The 17332-nt window shown below is 55.0% G+C and carries 15 protein-coding genes and 1 rRNA gene; 8 read left to right on the top strand and 8 right to left on the bottom strand.

What is annotated here, in order from left to right; all coding sequences use genetic code 11:
- Positions 1–8 precede the first annotated feature (8 nt).
- The 6 genes from rrf to EU556_RS17770 all read left to right on the top strand — a co-directional run bounded on the left by rrf (position 9) and on the right by EU556_RS17770 (position 5827).
- Positions 9–120: ribosomal RNA gene (gene rrf, locus EU556_RS17795) — 5S ribosomal RNA — on the top strand.
- A gap of 311 nt (positions 121–431) precedes the next feature.
- Entirely contained in the window at positions 432–2492 is a 2061-nt protein-coding gene (locus EU556_RS17790; RefSeq protein ID WP_135435459.1) for a BatA domain-containing protein, read from the top strand.
- A 1-nt stretch (position 2493) separates the two neighbouring features.
- On the top strand, positions 2494–3063 hold the full coding sequence (locus EU556_RS17785; protein ID WP_317128721.1) for a DUF4199 domain-containing protein: 570 nt from the start codon (positions 2494–2496) through the stop codon (positions 3061–3063).
- A 42-nt stretch (positions 3064–3105) separates the two neighbouring features.
- Positions 3106–3630 carry a DUF4199 domain-containing protein gene (locus tag EU556_RS17780; RefSeq protein WP_135435457.1) on the top strand — a complete coding sequence of 175 codons (525 nt, stop codon included), beginning with the start codon at positions 3106–3108 and terminating at the stop codon, positions 3628–3630.
- A complete protein-coding gene (locus tag EU556_RS17775) occupies positions 3623–4609 on the top strand; it encodes a glycosyltransferase family 2 protein (protein ID WP_135435456.1) in 987 nt (328 codons plus the stop codon). The genes EU556_RS17780 and EU556_RS17775 overlap by 8 nt, the downstream gene beginning before the upstream one ends.
- A 90-nt stretch (positions 4610–4699) precedes the next feature.
- A complete protein-coding gene (locus tag EU556_RS17770) occupies positions 4700–5827 on the top strand; it encodes a glycosyltransferase (protein ID WP_135435455.1) in 1128 nt (375 codons plus the stop codon).
- A gap of 77 nt (positions 5828–5904) precedes the next feature.
- Here the strand turns inward: EU556_RS17770 and EU556_RS17765 are convergent, their stop codons facing one another.
- Together EU556_RS17765 and purB are read right to left on the bottom strand one after the other, a co-directional pair.
- Entirely contained in the window at positions 5905–7002 is a 1098-nt protein-coding gene (locus EU556_RS17765; protein WP_135435454.1) for a glycosyltransferase family 9 protein, read from the bottom strand.
- Positions 7003–7103: 101 nt separating this feature from the next.
- Complete coding sequence (gene purB, locus EU556_RS17760; protein ID WP_135435453.1) at positions 7104–8468, bottom strand: adenylosuccinate lyase; 1365 nt, start codon at positions 8466–8468, stop codon at positions 7104–7106.
- A 165-nt stretch (positions 8469–8633) separates the two neighbouring features.
- On the opposite strand from purB, the gene EU556_RS17755 reads away from it, so the two are divergent.
- Entirely contained in the window at positions 8634–10781 is a 2148-nt protein-coding gene (locus EU556_RS17755; protein ID WP_135435452.1) for a transglycosylase domain-containing protein, read from the top strand.
- Between the two features lie 67 nt (positions 10782–10848).
- On the opposite strand, the gene EU556_RS17750 is transcribed toward EU556_RS17755, so the two are convergent.
- The 3 genes from EU556_RS17750 to hemG form a co-directional block, all read right to left on the bottom strand.
- Positions 10849–11802 carry a TerC family protein gene (locus tag EU556_RS17750; protein ID WP_135435451.1) on the bottom strand — a complete coding sequence of 318 codons (954 nt, stop codon included), beginning with the start codon at positions 11800–11802 and terminating at the stop codon, positions 10849–10851.
- A gap of 60 nt (positions 11803–11862) precedes the next feature.
- Positions 11863–12663 carry a polyprenol monophosphomannose synthase gene (locus tag EU556_RS17745; protein ID WP_135435450.1) on the bottom strand — a complete coding sequence of 267 codons (801 nt, stop codon included), beginning with the start codon at positions 12661–12663 and terminating at the stop codon, positions 11863–11865.
- A 274-nt stretch (positions 12664–12937) separates the two neighbouring features.
- The gene (gene hemG, locus EU556_RS17740) at positions 12938–14269 is read right to left on the bottom strand and encodes a protoporphyrinogen oxidase (protein WP_135435449.1); all 1332 of its coding nucleotides are present in this window, start codon (positions 14267–14269) and stop codon (positions 12938–12940) included.
- Positions 14270–14422: 153 nt separating this feature from the next.
- On the opposite strand from hemG, the gene EU556_RS17735 reads away from it, so the two are divergent.
- Positions 14423–14968 carry a D-glycero-alpha-D-manno-heptose-1,7-bisphosphate 7-phosphatase gene (locus tag EU556_RS17735; protein WP_135435448.1) on the top strand — a complete coding sequence of 182 codons (546 nt, stop codon included), beginning with the start codon at positions 14423–14425 and terminating at the stop codon, positions 14966–14968.
- Positions 14969–15062: 94 nt separating this feature from the next.
- Here EU556_RS17735 and EU556_RS26125 read toward each other — a convergent pair whose 3' ends face one another.
- From EU556_RS26125 to EU556_RS17730, 3 genes are all read right to left on the bottom strand, one after another.
- Positions 15063–15212 carry a hypothetical protein gene (locus EU556_RS26125; RefSeq protein WP_167855621.1) on the bottom strand — a complete coding sequence of 50 codons (150 nt, stop codon included), beginning with the start codon at positions 15210–15212 and terminating at the stop codon, positions 15063–15065.
- A 180-nt stretch (positions 15213–15392) separates the two neighbouring features.
- Positions 15393–15548, bottom strand: coding sequence for a hypothetical protein (locus tag EU556_RS26120; RefSeq protein WP_167855620.1), 156 nt, complete (start codon positions 15546–15548; stop codon positions 15393–15395).
- 172 nt (positions 15549–15720) lie between these two features.
- Positions 15721–17124: a type III PLP-dependent enzyme domain-containing protein gene (locus EU556_RS17730; RefSeq protein ID WP_135435447.1), complete on the bottom strand. Its 1404-nt coding sequence runs from the start codon at positions 17122–17124 to the stop codon at positions 15721–15723.
- Positions 17125–17332 lie beyond the last annotated feature (208 nt).

The following is a 17332-nucleotide window of genomic DNA, read 5'->3' as shown; positions in this document are numbered from 1 at the left end:
ACACCAGTAATGGTGGCTTTAGCCCGGGTGTTCACCTCTTCCCATTCCGAACAGAGCCGTTAAGCCCCGGAGCGCCCATGGTACTGCCTTCACCGGCGGGAGAGTAGGTCGCCGCCAACCTTACTGAACTGCTGAGCCGCTTTTCCTAGCGGGCGAGCTGCGTCCCGGACCTAGTCCGCGAGGATGCGCCGCCGGGGGAGGAGCGGCTCAGTGGCGTTTCAAGGCCCCCGGCCGGTGGGACAATGCCCTCGCCGCCGGAAGGGTATCATAGAGAAGGCCTCGCATCCTGTTGATGCGAGGCCTTTGTGTGTTTATGGGCAGTCCGAACCCTTAGACCAATTGAGTTGTCATCATTAGAGACTAGCACAGCTTTACTTGAGTTTAATGGGCAGAGTTTGTGTCTATCTTCACGGTGTACTTTCTTTCTCTAGATGTCTGTAACATATCCTTCGTTTCTGCTAGGATTGCTCGCAATTGCAATACCGATTGCTATTCATTTGTTTGAATTGCGCCGACCACAACGTGTGCTCTTCACCAATGTGGAATTTATTCGCGAGGTTAAGTTGGTTTCTGCTCGTCAGCGTAAACTGAAGCATCTGCTTGTGCTTGCAAGCCGGATTGGGTTAATAGTATGTTTAACGCTGTTATTCGCGCAGCCTTTTATTCCGGCCGCAGAGCAAGGCTCAAATACTAATGGAACAATAGGAGTACTAATTGACCAAAGCCCTAGCATGGCTCAATTGGGTCCAAATGGCCAGCCAGTTTTTGAGAATGCTATTAAGGAGGCCGATGATTTACCACTGGCTTTTTTTGCCATTACGCAGTTCAGCTTATCGGAGAAATCTAAGCCGATTACGGCGAGTGCTTACCGGGCAGAAGTTCAGCAGCTACAGATTTCTGGACAGGCTGATAAATTGAAGCTCACATCAAACTCAGCAAGCGCTGTCTCAGCAGGCCCACAGTTCATTTTCTCTGACTTTCAAAAAAGCAGCTTTTCAGCTAGAACACTCGCTTCCTTTGATACTAGTCGGCAAACGTACCTGGTGCCATTAGCTGGTACTGAGGCGGCAAACGTATTTATTGACAGTGTGTGGTTGGATGATGCTTTCATTCGGGCCAATGTGGATGCGGTGTTGCGTGTCCGGCTTAGAAATGGCGGACAGAAAGCGGTATCTAACTGTCCGGTAAAAGTATTCGTTGGAACGAAGCAAGCAGCAGCCCTTCAACTCAGTGTGCCTGCGCAAGAGGCGGTAACTACTGCTGTAAGAATCCGCTTAGATGGAGAAATTGCTCAGCAATGCCGAGTGGAAATCGAAGATTCTCCTGTGGTATTTGACAATACCTTCTACTTCATGCTCAGGCCCTCGGCTCGGATTCGGATTGTAGAAGTAGGGGCCGACGCTACTTTATATTCGCTTTATGGGAATGAGCCATTGTTTTCCTACCAGCATGCCAACAGTCAATTAACTGACTACCGGGCTATAGCAGAGGCAAATCTGATTCTGCTGCGGGAGGCAGGCAGTCTACCTATTGGCCTACGTGAAAGTATTCGCCGAGCGGTGCAGCAGGGCGCCAGTGTGGTTATTGTTCCCTCTGCTTCAGCTGCGTCACGTGCGGCATACACGAGCTTCTTTAGAGAGCTTGGCATTGGTGGAATTCAATGGGAAGATCAATCAGCTGGAAAAGCGCCGGCTTTGCGGGATGTGGCTGAACCAAGCCGACAAAACCCCTTCTTTAAAGAGGTATTTGTAGGCCAGTCGCGGGCTGCCGGAATGCCTAAAGTGGCGCCGGTACTACGGTGGGCGCGCTCTGGAAGCGAGATTCTGCGCTTGCGTGATGGAGAGGGATTCTTAGCATCTTTTCCAAGCGGGAAGGGCACTGTGTACTTGTTCTCGGCTCCATTTAGCCAAAGCTATTCTGACTTTACCCAGAATGCACTGTTTGTGCCTGTGATGTACAGGCTGGCAATGCAGAGCTATCAGCAAGAGCAGCAATTGGCCTACCGCCTAAACGACCGAACCTTCTCGGTAAGTTTATCAAACGATATTCTTACGAGGGGACAGCAAGAACAAGTGTTCCAACTGCGTCGAGACAGCGCCTCTTACATTCCTACGCAGCGGATACAAGGGGGCCGTCTGGTCTTAGATGTGCCTCCGGGTCTGCAAGCTCCAGGTTTCTACACATTGGTAAAAAGCGGTACGCCTGTAAGCACATTAGCATTTAATATTGATAAGCAGGAATCAAACCTTGCGAGTTATACTGCAACCGAGCTGAAGCAGCTTATTGGCACGACCCACCCAAACGTACACGTGTATGATACGGGAGCGGGCCAAACGGTAGCAGCCCAGTATAAAGCCACTCGGGTGGGGATACCCTTATGGCGCTACTGCTTGCTAGGCGCCTTGATTTGCTTGTTAGCCGAAGGTGTATTGTTACGGTTGGGCGGCCGCCGGCAGGTAGCATCCGCTGCACAAGTGTCGCAGGCGGCGTAGGTTGGTCAAAGTACTCGTATCTTGCCGCGTCACTAGTTTTCTGCGTTTGGAACCTGTAAAATCAACTCCTAGCCCCGTACTGCGAACGGCCCTGTTATGCGGCGTACTGACGGGTGCACTTTGTCTCGCCTGGGTCTTGTTTCTGTACTTCACGGGTAGCAACCCTTACGGACCTAAACGGACGTTATCAAGTTTCTTTCCGCCAATTGCAGCAGTCATCAGCCAGATTCTGTTACGGCGGTATTATATCAACGGGCCTGGCCTAGGGCGCTCAATAGGAGTAGGACTAGCTACTAGTCTGATTGCCGCAGGCATAGCAGCAGCAGGTCTATATTTGTTTGCGCGGATGGCAGGACCAGAGCTTATTGCGCAGCACCTGACCGAAGCCCGGCAACTCCTAATAGCCACCAAGGAGTTGTACCTGAAAGAAGCCAATGGGCGCCAGCAGTTTGAGGCTACACTTCGCAACTTGGCTACCACTCCTCAAGGGCTTGCGCAAGATGAATTTGTCAAGAAACTACTGTTAGGTATTGTATTGAGTATTCCGGGCGGCGTGTTTTTGCGGAAATAGTATACCTTTCTAGCGACTATTCACCCTAGAAAGCATTATCCCATGGAAAACACTACTACCACAGTAAGTCCTTCTTCAGTTGGCATCCGCTATGGCTTGGTTGTTGGACTGATTACCACTATAATTTCCTTCTTGCAGCTGGCGTTCATCAGCGACCCAGAAACTCCTGTTCGGTGGTTGGGAGCTTTAGTGGGAATTGGAGGCATCATTCTGGCGCATAAGTACTTCAAGCAGCATAATGGAGGTTTTATGACTTATGGGCAAGGGTTAGGAATAGGTACTGTTCTTTCTGCGGTAGGAGGGTTGCTTAGTAGTGTTTTCTCTTATATCTATATAAACTTCATCGACCCAGAATACATGGGGCGAGTAATGGAACTTACCCGGTCGCGCTTGGAAGAAAAGGGTATAGATGATGCCCAGATTGACCAAGCAATGGCAATGGCGCAAAAATTCAGTTCCGGTCCTATCACCATTGTGTTTGGCATTTTGATAAGTGTGTTGTCGGGGTTTGTCATCTCACTTATCATCTCTGCCATCACTAAACACACCCGTCCCGAGTTTGAGTAAGCGTCTGTCGCAACATTTTCCCGTTGAGCTGTCAATTGTAATTCCACTGCTCAATGAGGCTGAGTCACTGCCTGAGTTAACCCGTTGGATTCACCGCGTGCTGACTCAGCATGGGCTGACGTATGAAGTACTATTAATTGATGATGGCTCTACAGATGACTCCTGGGAGGTAATTCAGGAGTTGGCGCAAGAAGACACGCACCTGCGCGGTATCCGCTTCAACCGCAACTACGGCAAGTCGGCGGCGCTCAACGTGGGCTTTAAGGAGACTACTGGCCGCGTGGTATGCACCATGGATGCCGACTTGCAGGACTCGCCCGAAGAGTTGCCGGAATTGTACCGGATGATTACCCAAGACGGCCTAGACTTGGTGAGCGGGTGGAAGAAAAAACGCTTCGACCCACTTAGCAAAACCATTCCGACTAAGCTGTTCAACGGCGTCACGCGTTGGATATCGGGCATTAACCTCCACGATTTCAACTGCGGCCTGAAGGCCTACGACAGCCGCGTGGTGAAAAGTGTGGAAGTGTACGGAGAAATGCACCGCTATATCCCAGTTATCGCCAAATGGGCGGGCTTCCGCAAGATTGGGGAGAAAGTGGTGCAGCACCAAGAGCGCAAGTATGGCACTACCAAGTTTGGGCTGGAGCGCTTCGTGTATGGCTTCCTAGACTTGATGAGCATTACGTTCGTGAGTCGGTTCCGGCGCCGGCCCATGCACTTCTTCGGGGCTTTAGGTACTCTTTCGTTTCTGTTAGGGATGCTGATTACGCTGTGGTTGGTGGGAGAAAAGGTGTGGCTGGCTAGTCATAACCTGCACGCCCGCGACGTAACGGCCCAGCCTCTGTTTTTCTTGGCGCTGGTGGCCGTAGTTATCGGGGTCCAGCTATTTCTGGCGGGTTTCTTGGCTGAAATGGTGCAGCTGAACGGTTCCAACCGCAACGACTACTTGGTAAAAGAAAGGTTAAACCTCCGTTGAACGTACACTGGGCAGTGGGCGCGAAAGTCCTAGGCCTGCTAGAAGCCCTACGAATACGCACCTCGGACCGGAGAGTAGAAACGCAAGACTATGAAAGTCGTCATTATCGGACCCGCTTATCCTCTGCGAGGTGGCCTAGCAACTTATAATGAACGGCTGGCGCGGGCTTTCCGCGACGCGGGCGACGAGGTGCGGTTGGTTACCTTCTCGCTGCAGTACCCCAACTTCCTATTTCCGGGTCAAACGCAGTTCAGCACGGAGCCCGGCCCAACGGACCTGGACATAGAGGTAAGCCTGAACTCCGTTAATCCGCTGAGCTGGTACGCCGTGGGCAACAAGCTCCGCAAGCAGCGGCCTGATTTGGTGATTTTCCGGTTCTGGCTGCCATTTATGGGCCCCGCGCTAGGAACCGTAGCGCGCTTGGTGCGTCGGAACCGCCATACCCGCGTGGTAGCCATCACCGACAACGTAATTCCGCACGAAAAACGCCCCGGCGACCGGCCCCTGACCAAATACTTCCTGTCGGCTTGTCATGGCTTCGTGACGATGAGCCGGTCGGTGCTGGCCGATCTGCGTCGTCTGCGCTTTAAGCAACCAGCGCAATACAAGCCGCACCCACTCTACGACAATTTTGGCCCATTGAAGCCAAAGTCGGCGGCACTTCAAGCGCTAGGCCTAGATCCTACCTTTGGCTATTTGTTGTTCTTTGGGTTTATCAGGGCCTATAAAGGATTGGACATCCTACTAGAAGCCTTTGCCGATGAGCGTTTAGCACAACTACCCGTGAAGCTGATTGTAGCGGGAGAGTATTATGAAGATGCTGCCCCCTACGAAGCTCTGATAGCCAAGTATGCCTTAGAAGAGCGGCTGGTGCGCGCCACTGATTTTATCCCGAATGAGAAGGTAGCTGATTATTTCTGCGCCGCTGACCTTATCGTGCAGCCGTACAAGAATGCTACCCAAAGCGGCGTTTCGCAGATTGCCTATCACTTTGAGCGACCCATGCTAGTCACCGATGTGGGTGGCCTAGCGGAACTGATTCCGGATGGGGAAGTGGGCTATGTGGTACCTCCGAAACCCAAAGCTATTGCCGATGCCTTGGTCGACTTCTACGAGCACCAACGCGAAGCTGAATTTACGGCTGGCGTCTGGGCCAAGAAGAAGGAGTTCTCGTGGGAGGAAATGGTAAAAGCCCTGAAAGAAGTAGCGAGCCATTAGGCCTAGCAGCCATATGTAAACGAAAAAGCCCTGCTGTGCGCACAGCAGGGCTTTTTTTATAGAAGAGTTACACTGGCCTAGCGCGGTACGCTGGCTTGCACTGCGGCAAATACTTTCTCTGCGGGGAGGTCTTCCATGCAGCTGGTGCCTAGTTTACAAGTACCACGGTAGAAGCAGACGCACTGCCGGTCGGGCTGCACCAACTGGCCGCGGCCGTATAGGTCGAATTCGAAGGGGTTGAAGATGTTGTTCATCAGGATGGTGGGCTTGCGTAAGGCAATGCTGATGTGCATGGCCATGGTCACCTGCGTCACGATACCATCCATCTGGTACATCAGGTTGATGAACTGCTCCAGCGGGAACGTGCCCAAATAAGCCGCACCGGTAGCGGTGTGCAGGCGTTGGTTGCGCTCGTCCTCGGCTAGGCCACCCAGCAGCACGGGCGCATACCCGGCCTGTTGCAGTTGCTGAATCAGGGCAATCCACTTCTCGTCCGACCACAGGCGGGTGGTCCACCGGTCGCCGCAGCCGGTGTTCAGGCCAATGCGTAGGCCACTAGCAGGCAGCCCCGACCAGTCGTACCCCTTGTCTTGGTGCGTATCGAAGACGTATTCCTCGCCCCGAAACTCAAAGCCGCACAGCTCGAAAATCTCCTGCACGTAGGGTTTCTGGTTTTGCAGACTGAGCTCGTCAAAGACGCCAGTTAGAAACTTATGGTCGGCGAGGGCATTGCTCGGCCAGGCCACGCCGTACTCGGGGTGCAAACGGTACCCAAACTTCTGGCGGGCCCGAATGGAATCGTGCAGGGCGCAGGCTTCTTTGTCCTTATCGAGGTTGAACAGTAAGTCAAACTCGCGGTACTGCAGGTGTAGCACGGCGGGTAGATCCAGCTTCAGCACCTCGTCGATTTCGCTGGCGGGCAGGATGGCGGGCGTGAGGGTGAGCCAGGTGATTTTGGCCGCCGGAAACTCCTGCCGGAGCCGGCGCAGCAGCGGAGTAGTCCGGATAACGTCGCCGATGGCCCCGAGCTTGATAATCAGGATGCGGTGCTCAATAGGGGCGTATACCGGGCAGTTGGCGCACTGGTAGCCGTGTTCCTTGTTGGGGCGGCAAGGAATATCGCCACGGAAATGGCGGCAGTCAGGGTGAACAGTGATGCCGTTAAGTTCGGGCATGAGCGGAATTCTGGACTGGAAAGAGAAGAGAGGGGTGCAGCGCACCCTGTAATCCGCAGCCTCGCTGACCTAGCACGTGAGCTGCGGACAACAAATGTAGGCTACAGGCCTACGTAGCTGGTTGGCGAAATAGCCCGCAACTCGCCTTTCACCTCGTCGCTGACTTCTAGCGTGTCGATAAACTCACTGATAGTTGCCTGCGTCACGGGGCCGTGGGTGCGGGTAAGGGCCTTGAGCGCGTTATACGGATCGGGATAGTTTTCGCGGCGCAGAATGGTCTGAATGGCCTCGGCTACTACGGGCCAGTTGGCTTCTAAGTCGCGGCGTAGCACTTCTTCGTCGAGGGCCAGCTTGTCGAGGCCGCGCTGCAGCGAGGTGAGGGCAATGAGCGTGTGGCCTAGCGGCACGCCCAGGTTGCGCAGTACGGTAGAATCGGTGAGGTCGCGCTGCAGGCGCGAGATGGGGAGCTTGGCGGCTAGGTGTTCGAGCACGGCATTGGCGATGCCCAAGTTGCCCTCGGCGTTTTCAAAATCAATGGGGTTTACCTTGTGTGGCATAGCCGATGACCCAACTTCCCCCGCCTTAATAGTCTGACGGAAGTAGCCCATGGCAATGTATTGCCACACGTCGCGGGCCAAATCAATCAGGATGGTATTGAGACGCTTCAGGCCGTCGCACAGCGCCGCCAGATGGTCGTAGTGCTCAATTTGAGTGGTAGGGTAGCTGCGCTTGAGGCCTAGGCGGCCTTCCACGAACTGCTGGGCAAACTGGTGCCAGTCGGTGCCGGGGTAGGCCACGTGGTGGGCGTTGAAGTTACCGGTGGCTCCGCCGAACTTGGCGCCGAAGGGCACCTGGCCTAGCAACTCTACCTGGGCATCGAGGCGAGCCACAAACACCTGCACTTCTTTGCCTAGGCGGGTAGGGGAGGCTGGCTGCCCGTGGGTGCGCGCCAGCATAGGCACGGCCGCCCATTCGTTGGCGCGAGTGGCCAGCTGGTTGCGCACTCCAGCATAAGCGGGCAGCAGCGTATGAATCAGCGCATGCTGGAGGCTCAGCGGAATAGCCGTGTTGTTGATGTCTTGGGAGGTGAGACCGAAGTGGATAAACTCCAGGTACTGGCCTAGGCCTAGGGCCGTGAACTTGTCGCGCAGGAAATACTCGACGGCCTTCACATCGTGGTTCGTGACCCGTTCGTGGGCTTTTACCGCTTCCGCGTCGGCTACTGAAAACTCGGTGTAAAGGCTGCGCAGGGCCGGGAACAGCCCGGCATCAACGCTGCTCAACTGCGGCAGCGGCAGCTCGCACAGGGAAATGAAATATTCCACTTCCACCAGCACGCGGTAGCGAATCAGGGCCAGCTCTGAAAAGTACGGGGCCAGCGGCGTGGTTTGGCGGCGGTAGCGACCATCGAGGGGCGATACGGCGGTGAGGGGCGAAAGAACGGCGTATTCGGCAGCTGAAGACATGCGAAGAAGGAAGTTGGACGAGCGGGCCAAAGGTAGCGAAAGGTCGGCCGTAGGGCCAGAACCGGCGCGGGGCTTTTTCGTTACCTTTGTATTCCAAGTGGCGGTGGGTTCGGCACGAATCTGGTACAACCCGGCCGCAGCTTCTTCTTCTCCCTGACTGTTCGCGTGACTCCAGCTACTAAACGTAACATCGGCATTGGCCTTGGCATTCTGGTAGTGCTGCTTGCCATTGGCCTCGGTATTTTCCTGCTTAAGCGCCAGCAACTGCTCAACTATGCACTGCAGCAAGTAAAAGCAAAAGTTGAGCGTAAGTTTCCGGTTGTCCTGACGCTCGGGCCCGCGCACTTCTCCGACCTGAATACCGTGCAACTCGAGGGTATGAATTTGGTGCCCATTGCACAGCCCACCGATACGCTCCTGCGGGCCCAGACGGTAAGCGCTTCACTTAGTGTGCGGAGCCTGTTTGCCGGTAGGCCAGTGTTCAGCAACCTGGAGATTGACAATGCCCGCCTAACGGCGCACAAAACGGCCACCACCGACAACTACTCCTTCCTGTATAAGAAGCGGAAAGGTCAACCCGTAGTGCCCCGCGATACTACCAAAGGCACCAATTATGGCCTGCTGGTAAACCAAGTGCTGGAAGCCGCCTTCGACAATGTGCCGGGCGAAGCCGCCTTTCGCAACTTCTTGGTAACCTACCGCAGCCCGCGGCACCAGGCCACGCTCACCATGCCCCAGCTGTCTATCGAGGATGGCGACATCACAGGCCAACTTACGGCGGTAGTCGACTCAGTAGTGAACCATGTGGGGGTGCAAGGGCGAATTGACGCCGGAGACTACCAGGTAGATGCCCGCATTTTTGCACTGAATAAGCGCCCCGTGGTATTGCCCTACGTGCAGCGCCGCTACGGCGCCCGGGTACAGTTCGATACCATTCGGGTGAGCCTGACGGATAAAAACCTGACGGATGATGAGCTGACGGTGAAAGGCACGGCCTCGGCTACCAACTTTATTGTAAATCATCCCAAGCTCTCTGACAGCGACGTACGGTTCCCGCGCGGCGGCATCGACTTTGTGACGCGGCTAGGCCAGGCTTCATTTGCGCTGGAGAAAGGCACGCGGGTGCTGCTGAATAAGATGGAGTTCTTCCCCGTGCTATCGGTGCGGCGGCTGCCGGTACCACAGCGGGTAATTGGCAAGGAAATTAATGGCCTCACCAAACGTAACCAGCTGCTGGCAGGCCTACAAGTAAAGCTGAACGTAGAGTCGGGCGAGACGGCGGCTAACGATTTTTTTGCCTCCCTGCCAGAAGGCATGTTCGAAACGCTGGAGGGCACGCAGGCAGAAGGTACGCTCAAGTATCGCCTCTCCGCCGACTTGGATATGAACAAGCTCGACAGCCTCAAATTTAACTCGGGGTTGCAGGCCACTAAGTTTCGGGTGACGCGCTTCGGCCGCGAGAACCTAAACAAACTCAACGAGCAGTTCCCATACACCGCGTACAACGACAAGGGCGACTCCGTAAAAACCTTTCTGGTAGGACCCAATAACCCGGAGTTTACGCCTTATAACCAGGTGTCTGACTATCTGAAAGCGGCCATCATGACCGCTGAGGACCCGCGCTTCATGACTCACCGGGGGTTTATGGAAAAGGCCTTTGTGAAGTCAGCTATCCAGAATATCAAGGAGCGGAGGTTTGCCCGGGGCGGCAGCACTATCTCGATGCAGCTGGTGAAAAACGTATTCCTGACCCGCAAGAAGACGATTGTGCGGAAGGTAGAGGAGGCGCTCATCGTCTGGATTATCGAGAACACGCGCTTAGCTTCCAAAGAGCGCATGCTGGAAGTGTACCTGAACATTATTGAGTGGGGGCCAAAGATTTACGGAGTGCACGAGGCCGCCGAATTCTACTTTGATAAGCAGCCCGCTAACCTGAGCTTGTCGGAGAGCTTGTACCTGGCCAGCATTATTCCGCGGCCGAAGTACTTCCGCAACAACTTCAACCAATACGGCGATATGCGCAGCAGTGCGCGGTATTTCCACCGCCTTATTGCACAGCTAATGGCGCGCAAGGGCTATATCTCGCAGGGCGAGTACCAAAACCTGGACACCTACGTGAACTTCCGGGGCCGCGGCCTCCGGGCCATGGGCTTCGTGCCGCGCCCTGATACGGCCCGCACCACCGTGGCCGCCGACTCGTCGCAGTATGAGCCGCTCAACCTAATCGACCTGCTAGGTGGCCAACCCGCTTCCGACGCCGGTGTTAATCAGGAAGCTACTCCGCCTGCTCCGCCCACCAAACCAACTCCTTAAGCAAAAGGGCCCGTTGCAATCTGCAACGGGCCCTTTTGCTTGTAGCTAGGAAGCTCTGATAAAGCCATTACTCTGGCGGTCCAGCCGTAGTAGAAGCGGGGTTTACGTCCTTCTTAGGTAGGAGCAACGATAAGATGATAGACATCGACAAAATGAAGCCTACCACACCCAGCGAAATGCCCATGGGAATGTGGTAAATCTCCTGAAATAGCAGCTTGCCCCCAATAAAAATCAGAATCAGAGAGAGGCCGTAGTGCAGATAGTGGAACAGGCGCATCAAGCCTTCTAGCGCAAAGTACAGAGCCCGTAGGCCTAACAGAGCAAATACATTGCTGGTGTATACAATGAACGTATCGCGCGAAACTGCCAGGATGGCGGGGATAGAATCGGCGGCAAATACTACGTCGGTAGTTTCCACCATTATCAGTACCACAAACAGGGGAGTTGCAAACCGCAGCCCGTCTTTGCGCACAAAGAACTTGCCTTCGTGCAGGCGACTGGTGATGGGCAGGTGGCGGCTCAGAAACTTGACTACGGGGTTGCTGTCGGGGTCTATTTCGGGCTCCCCGGCACTAGTAGCCATTTTCACGCCCGTATATACCAAAAAGGCGCCCAGCACATACAGCAAGAACTGAAACTTAGCCAGCAGGGCTGCCCCAATCAGGATAAAAGCAGCTCGCAGAATTAGGGCTCCAATGATACCCCAAAACAGGATCTTGTGCTGGTACTGCTGCGGGACTTTGAAATAGGTGAAGATGAGCAGGAAAACAAAGAGGTTGTCGACGCTCAGCGACTTCTCAATCAGGTAGCCCGTAAGGAACTCCATGGCCGCCTGCTTGCCAAGCCAGCGATATACCAAGTAGTTAAAGGAAAGGGAGAGGGCTATCCAGAACGCGCTCCAACCCAGCGCTTCCCGCATGCGCACTACGTGGGCTTTCCGATTGAAGACCAGTAAATCAAGCAATAGCAACGCCAGTACGAAGACGTTGAAGGCAAGCCAGAACAGAGGTGAGTTATCCATGTGCAGGCGTAAGGTACATGCTGGGCGTTACTTTTAAGCGCCGCCGCACCCTATACCTGCTTACCGGGTTTCGGGAGCCGGGGTTGCGGATACCACGGTAGAGGCGGGAGCCGAAGCCAAGGTATCCTCATTTCGGTTAAAAGACCGAAACCAGCTGCTAACCTTCATACGGATAACGCCTAGGAAAGCTTCTTTCACAATGCCCTTGCTCATTTTGGAGGCTCCCCGGGTACGATCGGTGAAAATGATTGGTACCTCTTTGATGCGGAAGCCCAATTTGTAGGCCAGCCACTTCATCTCAATCTGGAACGCATACCCTACAAAGTGGATGCGGTCGAGGGGAATAGTGCGCAGCACACGGGCCGTGTAGCATTTAAAACCGGCCGTGGCGTCCATGATAGGCATGCCCGTAATAAAGCGTACGTAGGCCGAGGCAAACCACGACATCAGCACTCGATCCATGGGCCAGTTGACCACATTTACCCCCTGAATGTAACGCGAGCCAATGGACAGGTCGTAGCCCTGGTACGCGCAAGCATCATATAACCGAACCAAGTCGTCGGGGTTGTGCGAGAAGTCGGCATCCATCTCAAACACGTACTCGTAGCCATGGGCAAGCGCCCAGCGGAAGCCGTGAATGTACGCGGTACCGAGGCCTAGCTTGCCTTTGCGTTCTTCTAAAAACAGGCGGCCCTCAAACTCGGGCAGCAGACTCCGCACAATGGCGGCGGTGCCATCGGGAGAGCCATCATCAATAATGAGAATATCGAAGGCTTTGGGCAGCGAGAAAACCTTGCGGATAATTAGCTCCGCATTCTCGCGCTCATTATAGGTAGGGATGAGGACAAGCCCGTCATTCATTAGTCAAAGGTAAGCGGCTTGGCCGACTTGTTAGTAGCCAGGTGGGAGGGGAAGATCAGCGTGCGAAAGTGGCAGATTCAGGTGGGTACTGACGCAGAACCCGTTAGACAATTCTGAGCTGCCGCAGGTGGCATGAAAGACGACCCGTAGGCGCTAAGAATTGCACGAGGGAAAATATTATTTCTTGTTGATATAACCACAGCAGCCTGTCTTTATGTTCATCTAGGCCAGTAAAATCGTGTGATTATTGGCGTCGCATGGGACGGTGGGCTTGCTAGCGCAGGGGCGGAAAAAGCTGTTGGGACAATGCTTTGGCGTGACGTACACAATCGGGCACACCTACGCCGGCCCGCCAGTTGGCAGTAGCATGCAGGCCTAGCGGAGCCAGCGCATCCATGGCGGCGTGGGCCGGAACAATTCGGGCATCAAACTGCGGAATGGCCCGCTCCCAAAAGTAACGGTACTGCCACACGGGCTCTTCCGAGATGCCATAATACCGGCTCAGTTCCTCGTGCACAGCTGCTTTCTGGGCGGCCTCTGGCTCGCGGGCCTGCGCTTCGTACTGGCTGCCGCCCACAAAGGTGGTAAATAGCACTTGGCCTGCCGGCACGCGGTTGGGGAAGATAGAGCTCGTCCAGACGCTGCCGGCGGCGTAGGGCTGCTCGGCCTTGGGGTGCAGGGCTCCGAACCCATCGAGGGGGTGCTGCACGGCGGCCCGGTGGTAAGCGGAGTAAATGGCCGTCATGGGTGGATAGTACACCTGGCCTAGCGCCTCTGCCGCCTCCGGAAACTCGGGACGTAGCAGATCAGCGGCGGTGTAGGCGGGTAAGGCCAGCACTACGTGGTCGTAGAGGCGGGGGGCGGGGCCGGCCGTGGTTTCCAGTTCCCAGCGGCCATCATCGGCGTGGCGGAGCAGGGAGGTAACAGCCTGACCAAAGTGGGCGCGTCCTAAGCGGCTGGCCAGCTTATCAGTAAGGGTTTGAATGCCGTTCTTGAGCGTGAAAATGCGTCGCCGCCCGGTACCATTCTTGTTTTTCATCAGCCCCCGAATCACGGAGCCATGTTCCTGCTCTAGGGCCGCGAGCTGCGGGAAGGTTTTGTGCAGCAGCAGCTTCTCCGGGTCGCCGGCGTAAATGCCCGAAATGAACGGGTTGAGTGCATAGTCCACCACCTCCGAGCCAAAGCGGCGGCGGAAGAAGCTCGCCAGGGTTTCGGTAGGGTCGGGAGGCAGAGTCGGGCGCCGTAGTTCCTGCACTAGGTTCCACTTGGCCTTCAGACTGAAAAACTTACCCGTAAGCAGCTTAGGCGGCGAAGCAGGCAACTGCCGGTATTGGCCCCCGCGCAGCACGTAGCGGTTCTGGCTCACGGCCGCCGCATCCTGAATCTGATCTAAGAGGCCTAGCGCCTGTAGCAATTCCTCTAGCTCGGGGCTTAGCTGCAGTGAGTTGGGGCCAGTTTCTAACAGATAGTCGCCGTGCTGCTCGCTGCGCACTGTACCCCCTGGCCTAGGCGCTGCTTCGAATAAGTCATAATAGGCGCCGGCTTTTTGCAGGTGCCAGGCCAACGTGAGGCCCGAGATGCCCCCACCGATGATGGCTATGGTCATGAGTACAGGAGTGCAGAGAATGCGAAAGTGCTGGGCGCAAAGGTACGGCAGTAATGCCAGCGCGCGGGTGGCCTAGGCCAGATAAGCGGGCCTGCTACAGGCGACTCGTGCTTCACACGCTCCCTCAATGCCCAACCTTGTAGCTTTGGGGCAATGAAACTTACTGATGGAGCCACCGCATCGCGTGGCAAAGCTGTGTTCCTGGACCGAGACGGTGTATTGAACGAAGAAATTGGGACCTATGTGTGGGAGCCCGAGAAGTTTGTAGTGTTGCCCGGCGTGCCTGAGAGCCTGGCCCGCCTGAAGCAAGCTGGTTATGTCCTCATTGTAGTCACCAACCAAGCAGGTATAGCTAAAGGTCTTTATACAGCAGCAGAAGTGCAGGCCTGCCATGAAAAGCTGCAACGTGCCTGCGGTAGCCTACTAGATGCGCTGTACTTTGCACCCTCACACCCCAGCGTGTCTGAGTCATTGTCAAGGAAACCCGGCTCATTGATGCTGGAAAAAGCCATAGCTCGATTCCACCTCGACCCCGCGCAGTGCTGGATGGTGGGCGACCGGTACCGCGACATGGAGGCCGGAGCCAGAGCCGGTGTGCGCGGTATTCTCGTAGGCCACTCCGAGACGGTAGTATACCAACCGCACGTGGCTGACTTAGCTGCGGCTACGGAGCTAATTCTCGGTACAGTTCTAAATTAAGTGTAACTGTTTAGTGCTCCTACACAGTGTTGAAAACGGCAGCGCCCGCCTCGGTCCGGAAACTGAGGCGGGCGCACTGGCTTGTTGATGTAGATTACTGACGCTCTGAAGCCGTAGCGTTGCTAGCCATAACGGCGGTGGCGGTTTGCGTAGCAGGTTTGGTGCTAGAGTAAGCGGGGCACTTTGTGCGGCACGAGCCAAGTGTAACACCGCCAACGACTGCGAGTAGAAGCAGTTTTTTCATGTTTAAATGCAATTAGTAAGAGGGCATCACCGGGCCAATCCTCTTCAAAAAGAAAGGGTTCTGCGGTAGAACGGTCAGGCGGTACAATTAATTGCATACACAGCGAGTTTCTTTCTGAAATAAAAAAAGCCCCTCTCGCTGCTGCAAGAGGGGCTACATGCACCATGAAATGTGCAATACTTATTGGCGCTGAGCGGGGGCTTCGGTGCTGGCCGTAACGGGGAAAGAGAGGCGAGATGCCTCTTTAGTGCTCGTGTAAGCGGGGCACTGCGACTTTCGGTTACAAGCACCAAGGCTAAGCGTAGCCAGGCAAACTAGGAGTAAAACTTTCTTCATGAGAGTGTAAAGTATAAGGACAACCGGTTTCCGGAGGGTAAAGGTAGCCCAACGACGGGGTGCGTCCAAGTTGGTTTTGTACTGTTTTTGCTATAGGTGGCCTAGGGACAGCAAAAGCCCCGTATGCACCGCTTAATTGGCAACATACGGGGCTTAGCTACCAGCCAAAATTTTAGTTGCTGTACCCGAGAATACGCATCATCGACTCGCTACTTTGCTCTTCGGCAAATACCCGGTCGGTGAGGTTGCCGTTTTCGTCGCGGTCCAGGATGACCATTTTAGGCGCCGGAATCAGGCAGTGCTTGATGCCGCCGTAGCCCGAGAGGCTTTCCTGATAGGCGCCGGTGTGGAAGAAGCCCACGTACAGCGGCTTATCATCCTTGGCGGGCTTGCGCTCGGGCAAGAATACCTGGTAAATGTGCTTCTCGGCGTTGTAGTAGTCCTGGGAGTCGCAGGTGAGGCCGCCCAGCTGGATTTTCTTGTATTGCTTGTTCCAGCCGTTCAGGGCCAGCATGATGAAGCGCTGGTTCAGGGCCCAGGTATCCGGCAGGTTTGTGATGAACGAACCATCAATCATGTACCACAGCTCCTTATCGTTCTGGAGCTTCTCATCCAGAATCGAGTAGATGGTAGCACCCGACTCACCCACCGTGAAAATGCCAAACTCGGTGAAGATGTCTGGCTCCGGCACGCCCTCCTCCTGGCAGATGCGCTGGATGGTGCGCAGCACTTCCTCCACCATGTACTGGTAGTCGTACTCCTTCTGAATGCTGGTCTGGATGGGTAGGCCACCCCCGATGTCGATGGTCTTCAGGGTGGGGCATACCTTACGCAGGGCGCAGTACTGGTGCACAAAGCGGCTCAGCTCCGACCAGTAGTAGGACGTATCCTTAATACCGGTGTTGATAAAGTAGTGCAGCATCGTGAGCTCGAAGCGTGGATCATTCTTGATCTTCTGCTCATAGAGCGGAATAGCGTCGGCGTAGCGGATGCCCAGGCGGGAAGTGTAGAACTGGAAGCGAGGCTCTTCATCGGAAGCCAGGCGCATGCCCACGTTGCACTTCTCGCGCACGTTGTCGTGGTAGTACTCCACTTCATTGGGCGAGTCCAGAATAGGCATGCAGTTCACGAACCCATCGTTGATGAGGCGCGTGATTTCGTATTTGTATTCCTCGGGTTTGAAGCCGTTGCAGATGATGAACGTATCCTTGCTCACCTTGCCTTTGGCGTGCATGGCCCGGATAATGCTCATATCAAACCACGAAGAGGTTTCGATGTGCACATTGTTTTTCAGGGCTTCTTCCACCACAAAGCTGAAGTGCGAGGCCTTGGTGCAGTAGGCGTAGGAGTATTTGCCCTGGTAGCCAATTTTCTCAATGCCCACCCGAAACCACTCCTTGGCCCGCTGAATCTGGCTGCTGATTTTGGGCAGGTAGGTGAGGCGCAGCGGCGTGCCGTGTTTCTCCACAAGGGCCATCAGGTCGATGTCGTGGAAGCGGAGTTCGTTCTGTTCTACCTGAAACTCTTGGGTAGGAAAATCGAAGGTTTGGGAAATCAGGTCGTGATAAGTATCCATTCAGGGAAGTTGTCAGAGGCACATAGGAAGTCAGTACGCAGTAAATCAGTTTACTGGCCTACGTTGTTCAACATGCGCAACGGAAAGAATGTAAGAAACTGGACTGTCTGCGGCCTTTTTGCGAACTTAGGACCCGCAAAGATACCCCCTCGCGGGGGTTTTGGTTGTGCTTTGTTCGTTGGTTGCGCCGGAAGGTCCGGGCGCGTCA

The sequence above is a fragment of the Hymenobacter fodinae genome, from assembly GCF_004745825.1.
Classification (GTDB): domain Bacteria; phylum Bacteroidota; class Bacteroidia; order Cytophagales; family Hymenobacteraceae; genus Hymenobacter; species Hymenobacter fodinae.
This window is presented reverse-complemented; position numbering and strand designations above follow the sequence as displayed.

Bases quoted from the DNA above. Each gene is read 5' to 3' on its own strand.
- EU556_RS17790 (WP_135435459.1), top strand. From the start codon at position 432: ATGTCTGTAACATATCCTTCGTTTCTGCTAGGATTGCTCGCAATTGCA.
- EU556_RS17780 (WP_135435457.1), top strand. From the start codon at position 3,106: ATGGAAAACACTACTACCACAGTAAGTCCTTCTTCAGTTGGCATCCGC.
- EU556_RS17770 (WP_135435455.1), top strand. From the start codon at position 4,700: ATGAAAGTCGTCATTATCGGACCCGCTTATCCTCTGCGAGGTGGCCTA.
- EU556_RS17765 (WP_135435454.1), bottom strand. From the start codon at position 7,002: ATGCCCGAACTTAACGGCATCACTGTTCACCCTGACTGCCGCCATTTC.
- purB (WP_135435453.1), bottom strand. From the start codon at position 8,468: ATGTCTTCAGCTGCCGAATACGCCGTTCTTTCGCCCCTCACCGCCGTA.
- EU556_RS17750 (WP_135435451.1), bottom strand. From the start codon at position 11,802: ATGGATAACTCACCTCTGTTCTGGCTTGCCTTCAACGTCTTCGTACTG.
- EU556_RS17745 (WP_135435450.1), bottom strand. From the start codon at position 12,663: ATGAATGACGGGCTTGTCCTCATCCCTACCTATAATGAGCGCGAGAAT.
- hemG (WP_135435449.1), bottom strand. From the start codon at position 14,269: ATGACCATAGCCATCATCGGTGGGGGCATCTCGGGCCTCACGTTGGCC.
- EU556_RS17735 (WP_135435448.1), top strand. From the start codon at position 14,423: ATGAAACTTACTGATGGAGCCACCGCATCGCGTGGCAAAGCTGTGTTC.
- EU556_RS26125 (WP_167855621.1), bottom strand. From the start codon at position 15,212: ATGAAAAAACTGCTTCTACTCGCAGTCGTTGGCGGTGTTACACTTGGC.
- EU556_RS26120 (WP_167855620.1), bottom strand. From the start codon at position 15,548: ATGAAGAAAGTTTTACTCCTAGTTTGCCTGGCTACGCTTAGCCTTGGT.
- EU556_RS17730 (WP_135435447.1), bottom strand. From the start codon at position 17,124: ATGGATACTTATCACGACCTGATTTCCCAAACCTTCGATTTTCCTACC.